General features: G+C 64.1%; 10 protein-coding genes. 5 read left to right on the top strand and 5 right to left on the bottom strand.

The window, feature by feature from the left end; all coding sequences use genetic code 11:
- Positions 1–46: 46 nt before the first annotated feature.
- The 3 genes from QF118_RS15120 to QF118_RS15110 all read right to left on the bottom strand — a co-directional run bounded on the left by QF118_RS15120 (position 47) and on the right by QF118_RS15110 (position 3,836).
- A complete protein-coding gene (locus QF118_RS15120) occupies positions 47–1,027 on the bottom strand; it encodes an ABC transporter permease (protein ID WP_282299873.1) in 981 nt (326 codons plus the stop codon).
- Complete coding sequence (locus tag QF118_RS15115) at positions 1,020–2,027, bottom strand: ABC transporter permease (RefSeq protein WP_282299872.1); 1,008 nt, start codon at positions 2,025–2,027, stop codon at positions 1,020–1,022. The genes QF118_RS15120 and QF118_RS15115 overlap by 8 nt, the downstream gene beginning before the upstream one ends.
- Before the next feature lie 111 nt (positions 2,028–2,138).
- Positions 2,139–3,836 carry a peptide ABC transporter substrate-binding protein gene (locus tag QF118_RS15110; protein ID WP_282299871.1) on the bottom strand — a complete coding sequence of 566 codons (1,698 nt, stop codon included), beginning with the start codon at positions 3,834–3,836 and terminating at the stop codon, positions 2,139–2,141.
- Between the two features lie 251 nt (positions 3,837–4,087).
- On the opposite strand from QF118_RS15110, the gene QF118_RS15105 reads away from it, so the two are divergent.
- The 4 genes from QF118_RS15105 to QF118_RS15090 all read left to right on the top strand — a co-directional run bounded on the left by QF118_RS15105 (position 4,088) and on the right by QF118_RS15090 (position 9,740).
- Positions 4,088–5,920 carry an ABC transporter ATP-binding protein gene (locus QF118_RS15105; protein ID WP_282299870.1) on the top strand — a complete coding sequence of 611 codons (1,833 nt, stop codon included), beginning with the start codon at positions 4,088–4,090 and terminating at the stop codon, positions 5,918–5,920.
- Between the two features lie 75 nt (positions 5,921–5,995).
- Positions 5,996–7,150, top strand: a complete 1,155-nt coding sequence (gene argE / locus QF118_RS15100) for an acetylornithine deacetylase (protein WP_282299869.1) — start codon at positions 5,996–5,998, stop codon at positions 7,148–7,150.
- A complete protein-coding gene (locus tag QF118_RS15095; protein WP_282299868.1) occupies positions 7,147–8,490 on the top strand; it encodes an NAD(P)/FAD-dependent oxidoreductase in 1,344 nt (447 codons plus the stop codon). The genes argE and QF118_RS15095 overlap by 4 nt, the downstream gene beginning before the upstream one ends.
- Before the next feature lie 86 nt (positions 8,491–8,576).
- Positions 8,577–9,740 carry a M20 aminoacylase family protein gene (locus QF118_RS15090; protein WP_282299867.1) on the top strand — a complete coding sequence of 388 codons (1,164 nt, stop codon included), beginning with the start codon at positions 8,577–8,579 and terminating at the stop codon, positions 9,738–9,740.
- Positions 9,741–9,783: 43 nt separating this feature from the next.
- Here the strand turns inward: QF118_RS15090 and QF118_RS15085 are convergent, their stop codons facing one another.
- Together QF118_RS15085 and rsgA are read right to left on the bottom strand one after the other, a co-directional pair.
- The gene (locus QF118_RS15085; protein WP_282299866.1) at positions 9,784–10,041 is read right to left on the bottom strand and encodes a DUF2934 domain-containing protein; all 258 of its coding nucleotides are present in this window, start codon (positions 10,039–10,041) and stop codon (positions 9,784–9,786) included.
- A 130-nt stretch (positions 10,042–10,171) separates the two neighbouring features.
- Positions 10,172–11,206: a ribosome small subunit-dependent GTPase A gene (rsgA, locus tag QF118_RS15080; protein ID WP_282299865.1), complete on the bottom strand. Its 1,035-nt coding sequence runs from the start codon at positions 11,204–11,206 to the stop codon at positions 10,172–10,174.
- A 238-nt stretch (positions 11,207–11,444) separates the two neighbouring features.
- Here rsgA and QF118_RS15075 point away from each other — a divergent pair, with 238 nt between their 5' ends.
- Positions 11,445–12,242, top strand: a complete 798-nt coding sequence (locus tag QF118_RS15075; RefSeq protein WP_282299864.1) for a glycosyl transferase — start codon at positions 11,445–11,447, stop codon at positions 12,240–12,242.
- Positions 12,243–12,267 lie beyond the last annotated feature (25 nt).

The following is a 12,267-nucleotide window of genomic DNA, read 5'->3' as shown; positions in this document are numbered from 1 at the left end:
GGTTCTGCCGCCCCGTGAGGCTGGAACATCGCTGTCCTTATTTCGCTTAGCGCCCGCGAATGCGCGGATCGAGCGCGTCGCGCAGCCCGTCGCCGATGTAGTTGACCGACAGGACGGTCAGCGAGATGGCGAATCCGGGCAGCAGCACGCGTTCGGGGAATTGCTCCATCCGCACCACCGCATCGGCCAGCATCTTGCCCCAGGTCGGGAAGTCCGAGGGGAAGCCGACGCCAAGGAAGCTCAGCGCGCTTTCGGTGATGATGGCGGTGGCCAGACCCAGCGCCGCCGAGACCATGATCGGCGACAGCACGTTGGGCAGCAGGTGTTTGCGGATGATCTTGCCGTTCGTGGTGCCGATGGACCGTGCGGCCAGGACGAATTCGCGTTCCTTGATCGCCAGCACGTCGCCGCGCACGATGCGCGCCGTGGGCATCCACGATGTGATGGCGATGATCGTGACGATCAGGATGAACATGCCGCCCTCTGGTCCGGCCAGGGTACGCAGCGGTTGCCGGAACAGCGTCACAGCCAGCAGCAGCAGCGGCAGGATCGGCAGGGCAAGGAACAGATCGGTGGTGCGCATCAAGAGCCCGTCGATCCTGCGGAAGAACCCGGCCAGAACGCCGATCGCCGTGCCGATGACAAGGCTGAGGATCATCGCCGCCCAGCCCACCGCCAGCGAGGCACGCCCACCGGCAATGATCTGGGCCAGGTTGTCGCGGCCAAGCTGGTCCGAGCCAAGCGGCTTGTTCCAGCCGGTCTTGGCGTCGCTGTCCCACAGCGCGGTGTAGATCGGGCGCATGTCCTTGGACCGGATGTCCAGTTTCTGCGGATCGACCGTCCAGATATAGGGGCCGATCAGCACCACCAGCGTGATGAAGATCAGGAACCCAAGGCCGAACATCGCGCCCTTGTGCTTGCGGAACTGGTCCCAGACGTCCTTTTTGCGCGATCTGGGCGGGGCCATCGGGCCCTTGTCCTTGAGCGCTTCGATCGGGTTGGGGGTGGCGGGCATGGGCTCAGTCATAGCGGATCCTCGGGTCAAGGATGCCATAGAGGATATCGGCAATCAGGTTGAACATCACGATGAGCACCGCAAAGATGAAGGTCAGCGTCATGACGCCGGGCAGGTCGTTGGCGAACAGCCAGGTCAGCAGCAGCTGGCCGATGCCGTTCACCTTGAACACGTTCTCGGTGATGATGGCGCCGCCAAAGATCGACGGAATGCCAAGGGCGATGACCGTGACCACCGGGATCATCGAGTTGCGCAGCACGTGGACCATGACGACAACCGCCTCGCTCAGGCCCTTGGCGCGGGCGGTGCGCACGTAATCCTGGTTGAGGTTGTCAAGCATGGTGGCGCGCATGTAGCGCGACAGCTGCGCGGTGATCTGCAGGGCCAGCACCATGACGGGCATGACCATCTGCATAAGCTGCACCTTGAACGATGCCCAGTCGCGCACGACGTGGGTGGTGTCATAGATCGAGGGCAGCCAGCCGAGTTGCACCGAAAAGATCACGATCAGCAGCGGGCCGGTAAAGAACGGCGGGATCGAAAAGCCGATCATGGTGACAAAGGTGCCAGCCTGATCAAAGACCGAATACTGGCGATAGGCCGAATAGATGCCGACCGGAATGGCGATCAGGATGGCGACGATATAGGCGACGCCCACGACCCACAGGGTCTGCGGGATGCGCTGCACGACGATATCCATGACCGGGCTGCGGGTCTGCCAGGAAATCACGCGCTGCTTGCCTTCGGAAAAGTCGGTGCCAAAGGCATAGTCGAACAGCACCTGCGGTTCGATCCAGAACACCTGCACCAGCCATTTCCAGTATTGCACCAGGGGCGGCTGACCGACGCCAAGCGCCTCGCGCATCTTTTGCTTGACCTCGTCGGGGACGGTCAGGGGCACCTCGGCCATGGGATCGCCGGGGGCAAGTTGCAACAGCATGAAGATCACGAAACTGATGAACAAAAGCGTCGGGATTGACAACAGCAATCGTCGAAGGGCGTAGGAGAGCATCGGCGCCTCGGGTCAGTAGTTTCTGGTTTCTTTGGGGAACGAAGGGCGGGGCATGGCCCCGCCCTTCGGGAGGTCGGTCAGCGGGGCGGGGACATACCCCGCCCACCTGGATCACTTGATGCGATACCAGTCGGCGACGTTCCACAGTTCGGAGTCCCAGACGTTCAGCTTGACGCCGCCCAGCGAAGTGGCGTGTGCCGACAGACGGCCACGGTGCACCAGCGGGATCAGCGAACCGCGCTCGAAGGCGATGCGGCTGAGTTCCTTGCCGATGCGCTGACGCTCGGCCATGTCGGCGGTTTCCGACAGCTGCTTGTGCAGGGCGTCATACTCTTCGTCGCAGAAGCGGCTGATGTTCTCACCCTGCCACTGGGTGTCGGGACGCGGTGCCTTGTCGCACAGACCGTTGCCCAGGTAGGCCTGCGGGTCAGTGCCGTTAAAGGTGTTGGCGTACATTTCGACGTCGGCATAGAACTTCTGGAAGGTGTCGGGGGAACCCGCGTCACCGCCAAAGAAGACCGACCCGTCGATGTTTCGCAGTTCGACTTCCATGCCGATCTGTTCCCACCAATCCTTGATCAGAGCCTGGAAGTCCTGACGCACGGCGTTGGTCGAGGTCTGGTAAAGGATCGACAGCGGAACGCCGTCCTTTTCGCGCACGCCGTCACCATCGGTGTCGACGATCCCGGCGGCATCCAGCATGGCCTTGGCGCCTTCGAGATCCTGCACGTCACAGCCTTCGACCTCGATGGCGAATGCTTCGGGTGCCGGAACCCAGGAACAGGACACGCGGCCGGCCTTGCCATAGCCGACTTCGACCAGCAGCGGGCGGTCGATGGCCATGGACATGGCCTTGTAGACGGCCGGATCGCTCAGGAAGGGGTGCGGGCGCACGACCGAGCGTTCGTCAGGGCCCAGATCGGGGCTGGGGTTGGTGTTGTTCAGCATGATGCGTTCCAGCAGCGGGCCAAAGCCTGCGACCGGGGTGCCTTTGCCGCCTTCTTCCATCTTGGCGATCACGTCGGGCGCCAGCTGAAGGTTCCAGGCATAGTCGAATTCGCCGGTTTCAAGAACCGCGCGGCCTGCCGCCGCCGCATCGCCGCCACCTTTGAAGGTGACCTTGGCAAAGGCCGGCTTGGCCGGGTCGCGGTAGTTGGGGTTGGCGGACATGACGATCACGTCGTTCGGCTTGAATTCGTCGACGACGAAGGGGCCGGTGCCGATCGGGTTGAAGTTCTGATCGGTGCAGGTCGAGGCCGCGGCGCCAAGGCAATCGGCGAACTGCGCCTTTTGCAGGATCGGGCTCTCACCGCCGACAAAGGCGGTGTAGGGGTTCGGCATCGGGTTTTCGTAGGTGATCACCACGGTGGTCGCGTCGGGCGTCTCGACCGAGGCGATGCCCTCGAACTTGGTCAGCTGCGCGCAGCCGCCTTCGGGGTGAGAGCAATACTCGTAGGTGAATTTCACGTCTTCCGAGGTGAAATCGCTGCCGTCCGACCATTTCAGGCCCGGGGTCAGCTTGTAGGTCAGCTGCTTGAGGTCCTCGGTCAGACCGCCGTTTTCCAGCGTCGGGATTTCGTCGACCAGCCAGGGCACCAGCGTGCCGGTTTCGTCATAGCGCAGCAGCGGCTCGATGATCATCGAGCTGGATTCGACGTCCTTGGTGCCGCCCGACAGGAAGGGGTTCAGGATCGAAGGCGCCTGCCAATAGATGATCTTTACTTCGCCGTCCGCGCCGCGTTCGGCAAAGGCGGCAGGGGCCAGCGCAAAGGACGCGGCCGCCCCCAGCATGAGGGTTTTGAGCTTCATGTCTTACTCCATGTTGGACCGGGCTTGTGCCCGATTCTTGTTGCTTGCGGCGGGGTATGGGTTTTGCCCATGGCACAGATCGACCGAAACCGATCCGACTGCAACACAAGGCAACAAACACATCCCCACTCTGCCCCCATCGAAACAGGATTTGCGCAAATTGCAAGCATTGCCTTCGGGTTAATCAGTTGATCGTTTGACAGTGCTGAAAACATGGCCTTACCGTCAGGGCGCCGATGAAAGGACAAATCATGCTGGATTCCACGACAGGCGGGCCGATTGCCCGAATCGAGAAACTCAGGGTCGAGTTCCAGACCAAGGACGGCCCCGTCGTCGGGGTCGAGGATGTGTCCTTTGACATCAACTCGGGCGAAACGGTCTGCGTGGTCGGCGAATCCGGGTCCGGCAAATCGGTGTCGTCGCTGTCGCTGATGCGGCTGGTCGAATACGGCGGCGGCGAAATTGCCAATGGCCGGCTGCTGTTCGAGCGCAAGCAGGGCGGCGAAATCGATCTGGCGCAGACCGGGCAGGGGATGATGCGCGGCATTCGCGGCAACGAGATCGGCATGATCTTTCAGGAGCCCATGACCGCGCTGAACCCGGTGTTCACGGTTGGCCGCCAGCTGACCGAAGGGCTGCGGGTGCACAAGGGCATGAACCGCGCCGAGGCCGAGGCCCGCGCGCTGGAACTGCTGCGCCAGGTCCGCATCCCCGAGCCTGAGCGGCGGCTGAAACAGTACCCGCATGAATTGTCGGGCGGCATGCGCCAGCGCGTGGTGATCGCCATGGCCCTGGCCTGCGAGCCGCGCCTGCTGATCGCCGACGAACCCACCACCGCGCTGGACGTGACCATCCAGGCGGAAATCCTGGCGCTGATCGACCGGCTGAAACGCGAAACCGGCACGGCGGTGATGTTCATCACGCACGACATGTCGGTTGTCGCCCAGATGGCTGACCGCGTCGTCGTGATGTTCCGTGGCAACAAGGTCGAAGAGGGCCGGGTCGAGCAGATCTTTGAATCGCCCCAGCATCCCTATACCCAGGCGCTTTTGGCGGCGGTGCCCAAGCTGGGCGAGATGACCGGCAAGGCGCTGCCCGAACCCATGCGCCTGCTGGGGCACAAGGACTCCGAGGTCAAACCGATCAAGGGTCAGGACAAGGTTCTGCTGAACGTGCAGGGGCTGACCACGCGCTTTCCGGTGCGGGGCGGGTTCTTCCGGCGGCATATCTCGAACGTGCACGCGGTCGAGGACGTGTCCTTCACGATCAACAAGGGCCAGACGCTGAGCCTTGTCGGGGAATCGGGCTGCGGCAAATCCAGCGCCGGGCGGTCGATCCTGCGGCTGGTCGAGCCGATGAAAGGCAAGATCGAGCTGGACGGCGTCGACGTGATGGCGCTGTCGGCAGAACAGCTGCGCGAGGAACGGCGCGAGATGCAGATGATCTTTCAGGATCCCTTTGCCTCGCTCAACCCGCAGATGCAGCTGGCCGACCAGGTGGCGGAACCGATCCACAACTATCGCACAGAAACCGGCAGCGCGGTGATGGACCGCGTGGCGGGGCTGTTTGACCGGGTGGAACTGCCGCGCAGCTTCATGCGGCGCTATCCGCATGAATTGTCGGGCGGACAGCGGCAGCGGATCGCCATTGCCCGCGCGCTGGCGCTGAACCCCAAGCTGATCGTCTCGGACGAGGCGGTGTCGGCGCTGGACGTGTCTGTGCAGGCGCAGGTTCTGAACCTGATGATGGAACTGCAGGCCGACCTGGGGCTGTCATATCTGTTCATCAGCCATGACATGGCCGTGGTCGAACGGGTCAGCCACAATGTCGGGGTGATGTACCTGGGGCGGATCGTGGAACTGGGCCCGCGCCAGGCGGTGTTCGAGAACCCGCAGCACCCCTATACGCAGGCGCTGATGAAGGCGGTGCCGATCGCCGATCCGCGCAAGCGCAAGTCCGAGAAGGACCTGAACTTCAAGCCGATCCCGTCGCCGATCCACCCGGTGGACTACCGGCCTGCGCCGTCCGAGTACAACGAGGTCAGCCCGGGGCATTTTGTTCTGACCACCGACAGCGGGTACTGATTTCGCGATGTCGGAGCGAGGGGCGCTGCCCCTCGCGCTCCCCGGAGTATTTGAGCCAAGAAGAAGGGCAAGACGATGGAACGGATGACGCCGCGTGCGATCCTCGAGCGGTTGGTGGCATTTCCCACGGTCAGCCGCGACAGCAACCTGCCCTTGATCGACTGGGTCGAGGCGTATCTTGCGGGGCACGGTATCATCTGCCATCGCCACTATAACGAGGACAACGACAAGGCGGCCCTTTACGCCCATGTCGGGCCCGAGGTCGAGGGCGGGGTGGTTTTGTCGGGGCATACGGATGTGGTGCCGGTCGAAGGGCAGCCCTGGAGCGGCGATCCCTTTGCGGTGGTCGAGCGGGACGGCAAGCTGTTCGGGCGTGGCACCACGGACATGAAGGGGTTTGACGCCCTGGCGATCTGGGCCATGGTCGAGGCGCAGCATCGCGGTGTGACCCGGCCGTTGCAGATCGCGCTGAGCTATGACGAGGAAATCGGCTGTACCGGGGCGCCGCCCTTGGTGCGGGCCATGGCGCATCTGCCGAAAGCCTCGGATGTGATTGTCGGGGAACCCACGATGATGAAGGCCGTGACGGGCCACAAGGGCGGCGTGACCTGGTGGGTGCATGTGCATGGCTTCGAGGTGCATTCGTCGCTGCTTCATACCGGGGTCAGTGCGATCATGTGGGGGGCCAAGTTGATCGACTGGGCGAACCAGTTGAACGCGTCCTTGATGGAGGCCGCGCCGCAGGGCATGGCCGGGCTGTTCGATCCGCCCTATACCAACGCTCATGTCGGCCAGATCCGGGGCGGCACGGCGCATAACATCGCCGCCAAGGATTGCGAGTTCGGCTTTGGGTTTCGCGTGGTGCCGGGGCAGACGCTGGATCATTGGCGCGCGCTGTTCATGGCCAAGGTCGACGAGTTGACGGCCGAGATGCAAAAGATCCGCCCCGAGGCCTGGATCGAGGTTACCGAAAAGTTCAGCCTGCCGCCCTTTGCGCCGACAAAGGGCAATTCGGCCGAGGCGCTGGTGCGGCAGATCACCGGGGACAATTCGGACAATTTCGTCAGCTACGGCACCGAGGCCAGCCATTTTCAGGCGGGCGGCTATGACGTGGTGGTCTGCGGGCCCGGCTCGATCAACGTGGCGCATCAGCCTGATGAATACATCACGCTGGAGCAATTCGCCGAAGGGCAGCGGTTCATGGAAAGGCTGTTGGAGCGGCTGAAGTGAGCTTTCCGATTTCGGGCGATGGCCCGGTGGAATTTGGCGCGCAGTTGCCGCAGGCCGTCGATCTGGTGGTGATCGGCGGCGGGGTGATCGGCATTTGTACGGCGCTGTTCGCGCGGCGTTTGGGATTGTCGGTTCTGGTGCTGGAAAAGGGCCGCGTCGCCGCCGAGCAATCCAGCCGCAACTGGGGCTGGATCAGGGTGCAGGGGCGCGATCTGGCCGAGGTGCCGATCGCGCTGGAATCGCAGGACCTGTGGACGGCCTTGGATGTCGACTGCGGCGGGCGGCTGGGTGTGCGGCAGGTGGGGGTGACCTATCTGGCGCGCAGCCCGCGCGAAATGGCGGGCTTTGCCGATTGGTTGCAGCAGGCCGCCCCCTTGGGCGTGTCGTCGAAGCTGTTGGATCAGGACGAAACCCGCGCGCTTTTGGGCAATCCCAATGCGCCCTGGATCGGCGCGCTGCACACGCCGACGGACATGAAGGCCGAGCCCTGGGTCGCGGTGCCGGAATTGGCGCGGCTGGCTGTGGCCGAGGGCGCCCTGATCCGCGAGGATTGCGCGGTGCGCGGGGTACATACCGCAGGCGGCAGGGTGACGGGCGTGGTGAGCGAGGCGGGGCGCGTCGCGGCCGACCGCGTGGTGCTGGCCGGCGGGGCCTGGTCGTCACTGTTTCTGCGCCGTCACGGGGTCGAGATCCCGCAGCTTTCGGTGCGCTGCACCGCCATGGCCACCGGACCCTTGCCGCAGGTGGTGGCGACGGCGGCGGTGGATGACCGCATGGCCTTTCGTCCGCGCGACGATGGCGGCTATACCCTTGCGCCCGCGGCCTATGCCGAGCTGTTCCTGGGCCCGGACTGTCTGCGCCATGCGCGCCGTTACCTGCCGCTGGCGCTGTCGGGCGAGTTTGACACCAAGCCGCGCGGGCCTGCGCCCAAGGGCTTTCCCGATGCGCTGGGCACGGCGCGGCGCTGGCGCGATGACGAGCAAAGCCCGTTCGAGCGGATGCGCATCCTGAACCCGGCGCCAAGTGCCGCCAAGCTGGCGGAGTTGCGTAATGGCTTTGCGCAGATCTATCCCGAGGTCGGAGAGGTCAGCCAGCAGGCGGGCTGGGCCGGGATGATCGACGTGCTGCCCGACGTGGTGCCGGTGGTGGATCATGTCGGCGCGCTGCCCGGGCTGATCGTGGTCACCGGAATGTGCGGGCATGGCTTTGGCGCGGGTCCCGGCTTTGGCCGGATCGCGGCGCATATGGCGGCGGGGCGCGATCCGGGCCATGACATCAGCCGGTTCCGGATCACCCGGTTTTCCGACGGATCGCCGCTGCGGCGCGGGCCGAACCTGTGACTGCTTGCACCGCTCCGTGACAGGTGGCAGGGTCGGCGCATCGACATAGCTAACCCACAGATCAGACCGACCAACAGGAGGCGCAGATGCCCGTCAAGAACCGCTTTGCCGAATTGCAGGATGAAATCACCGCATGGCGCCGCGACATGCACGAAAACCCGGAAATCCTGTTCGAAACCCACCGCACCAGCGCGCTGGTGGCGGAAAAGCTGCGCGCCTTTGGCTGCGATGAGGTGGTCGAAGGCATCGGGCGCACCGGTGTCGTCGGCGTCATCAAGGGCAAAAGCGACAGCACCGGCAAGGTCATCGGACTGCGCGCCGACATGGACGCGCTGCCGATCCACGAGCAGACCGGGCTGGACTATGCATCCAAGACGCCGAACGCCATGCATGCCTGCGGCCACGATGGGCATACCGCGATGCTGCTGGGCGCGGCCAAGTACCTGTCCGAGACGCGCAATTTCGACGGCACCGTGGTGGTGATCTTCCAGCCCGCCGAAGAGGGCGGCGGCGGCGGCAAGGAAATGTGTGATGACGGCATGATGGACCGCTGGAACATCCAGGAGGTCTACGGCATGCACAACTGGCCGGGCAAGCCGGTGGGAAGTTTCGCGATCCGCGAGGGGGCATTCTTTGCCGCGACCGACCAGTTCGACATCCATCTTGAGGGCAAGGGCGGGCACGCCGCGAAACCGCACGAGACGATTGATACGACGGTGATGGGCGCGCAGCTGGTTCTGGCCATGCAGACGATTGCCAGCCGCAACGCCGACCCGGTGGATCAGATCGTTGTCTCGGTCACGTCGTTCGAAACCTCGAGCAAGGCTTTCAACGTGATCCCGCAGCGGGTGCATATCAAGGGCACCGTGCGCACCCAGTCCAAGGACATGCGCGCCCTCGCCGAAGAGCGGATCAAGGCGATTGCCGCAGGCGTGGCAGCGACCTTTGGCGGCACGGCGCAGGTCGACTATCACCTTGGCTATCCGGTGATGGTGAACAGCCCCGAACAGACGGCCTTTGCCGCCGAGGTGGCCAAGTCGATTTCCGGGCAATGCGACGAGGCGCCGATCGTCATGGGCGGCGAGGATTTCGCCTTCATGCTCGAAGAACGGCCCGGGGCCTATATCCTGGTGGGCAATGGCGACACGGCGATGGTGCATCACCCCGAATACAACTTCAACGACGAGGCGATCCCGGCGGGCTGTTCGTGGTGGGCCGAGATCGTCGAAAAACGCATGCCGGCAGCGTGAACAGACTATAGCCTGACACCCTGTTCACGCTTGGGGCGGACGCTTAGGCGTCCGCCTTTTTGCGGGCGCGGGGCTTGGTGGTTTTCGGCTTGGCTTCGGCCTTTGCCTTGGGGGCGGCCTTTTTTGCGGCGGGCTTGGCAGCGGCTTTGGCGCGCGGTTTGCGCGGCTTGGCCGGGGTGCTCAGCGCCTGCGCGGCACGGAACCAATGGTCCTGCTCGCGGCCTTCGGGCTGGCCTTCTTCGAGCCAGAGGTAAAAGGCGGCTTCAGCGATCTGTGCGTCGTCGATTTGGGGGGTCGTCATTGGGCAGCTTTCATTCCAAGGGTTGAGTTAGCGCTAACGAAAATAGCGCGAATGCTGCTTCTGCACAATGGTCGGCAGGTGATGGCGGGTCCGGGCGTGTCCTTGCGACAACGCCCGCGAAATTTGCCTGTCAGCCCTTGGGGTTGCGTTTGTGCGTGCCCTGCGCCTTGCCGCTCTTGACCATCTTGGTAAAGGTTTTCTGCCGGGCGCGTTGCCGTGCGATACTGGCGGAATTATGCGCATCCTCGGCCTGCAGCTTTTGCCAGCGGGTCAGGCGGTCCGGGTCCAGATCGCCGCGCGCGATGGCGGCCTGCACGGCGCAGCCGGGTTCCGAGGCATGTTCGCAATTGCGAAACTTGCACTGTGTCGCCAGCTCGGTCAGGTCGTCGAACACCTCGGCGATGCCTTCGTCCATGTCCGCCAGCTGCAATTCGCGCATGCCCGGTGTGTCGATCAGCCAACCGCCTGTCAGGGTCGGCGTCAGGCTGCGATAGGTGGTGGTGTGGCGGCCCTTGGCGTCGTCTTCGCGGATTTCCTGTGTCGCCTCGGATTCGCCGGTCAGGGTATTGCTGAGCGTGGTCTTGCCCACCCCCGACGAGCCCAGCAGCGCAAGCGTCTGGCCCTTGTTCACCCAAGGGGTCAGGCGGGCAACGTCCTGCGGGTCGCGCGCGTTGATGGCGATGGCGGTCAGCATGGGCGACAGGGCCTGCGCCTGTTTGACATAGCTTTGCGGGTCATCGCACAGATCCGGTTTGGTCAGGATCACCAGCGGCAGGCAGCCGGCCGTGGCGGCCAGCGCAAGATAGCGTTCCAGACGGGCAATGTTGAAATCGGCGTTGCAGCTGGTGACGATGCCAAGGGTGTCGACATTGGCGGCGATGCGCTGGGTATAGGCAACATGGCCCGCCGCCTTGCGCGTCAGGACGCCCTGCGCGTCAAGCCGACGCAACGCATGGGTGGCGTCGCACAGCACCCAATCCCCGACAGCGTAATTGCCGGCGTTTTCCGTCGGGATCAGGCGCAGGGGGCCGTTTTCGGACAGGGCGCGCAACCGGTCGCGCTGAACCTCGTTGATGCGGGCCGGGGTCAGGTCGGCGTCATCTTGGGTCAGCTGGCGGGCAAAGTGGTCCGACCATCCAAGGTCGGTCAGGGTGGTCTGGGTCAATGGATCATTCCCGATGGGACAGGCGTGCCCGATGCGGCATGCGGTCTGGTTTCGCCATGGGCGAAGGGCAAGGCGTGCTGGGGCCGCATGCTCAGCGTCTTGCGGCCCAAAGGGAACGGACAGGCGCCATCAAGTCTCCGGCGGTGGATTGCAACGCCGCAAGGATAGGCGGCGCGACTGTGCTGGTCAATCGCTTGCCGCATTGTTAGGACAGCGGGAAATGTCAGGTGGAAGAACCATGCAGCCAGTCAACATCATGTGCATCAAGTGGGGCACGCTCTTTGGCCCCGAATATGTCAACCGGCTGTATTCCGGCGTGCGGCGCAACATGTCCCGCCCGGTGCGGTTCCTGTGCATGACCGAACATGCCCAAGGGCTGCACCCGGATATCGAGGTGCTGGACCTGCCCATCGAACCTTTTGCCGAACCGATGGCCGCCGCGCTGGCGGTGGCGAACCGGCAGGGCGCGATGCGCAAGGTATCGCTGTTCCGCCCCGGATTGGCGCCGGATTTGCAAGGGCCGGTTCTGGGCTTTGACCTGGACGTGGTGATCACCGGATCCCTGGACGAAATCCATGATCTGGCGCCCGGCACGGTGGCGATGCGCCATGACTGGACGGAAAAGCGCAAGGGGCGGCCCACCGGCCACGGATCGGTGTTTCGCTTTGATCCGGCGCTGCACCCGTTCCTGTACCAGGACCTGGCGGCGAACCCTTATGAAGAGGTGGAGACCGCGCGCGGATCCGAGCAGCGCTATACCAGCCACAAGGCGATGGATCGCGGCGTGTTCACCTATATCCCCGAGCCCTGGGTGGTGTCGTTCAAATATGACTGCAACCCGTTCCCGGGGAACTGGTTTCATCCGCCGCGCCTGCCTGCCGAGGCAAAGGTGGTCTGTTTTCACGGGCGGCCCAAGATGACGGATGCTCTGGAGGGCTGGAACGGATCGTTCATCCGGCATTCCAAGCCTTGCGACTGGCTGCGCGAGCACTGGATCGACCGGGCCAAGGCCGATCTTGGGGGCGACTGGGCCTGACGCTGTCCGGCGCTCGCCGCCCCTG

The sequence above is a fragment of the Tropicibacter oceani genome (assembly GCF_029958925.1).
GTDB classification, from domain to species: Bacteria; Pseudomonadota; Alphaproteobacteria; order Rhodobacterales; family Rhodobacteraceae; genus Pacificoceanicola; species Pacificoceanicola oceani.
This window is presented reverse-complemented; position numbering and strand designations above follow the sequence as displayed.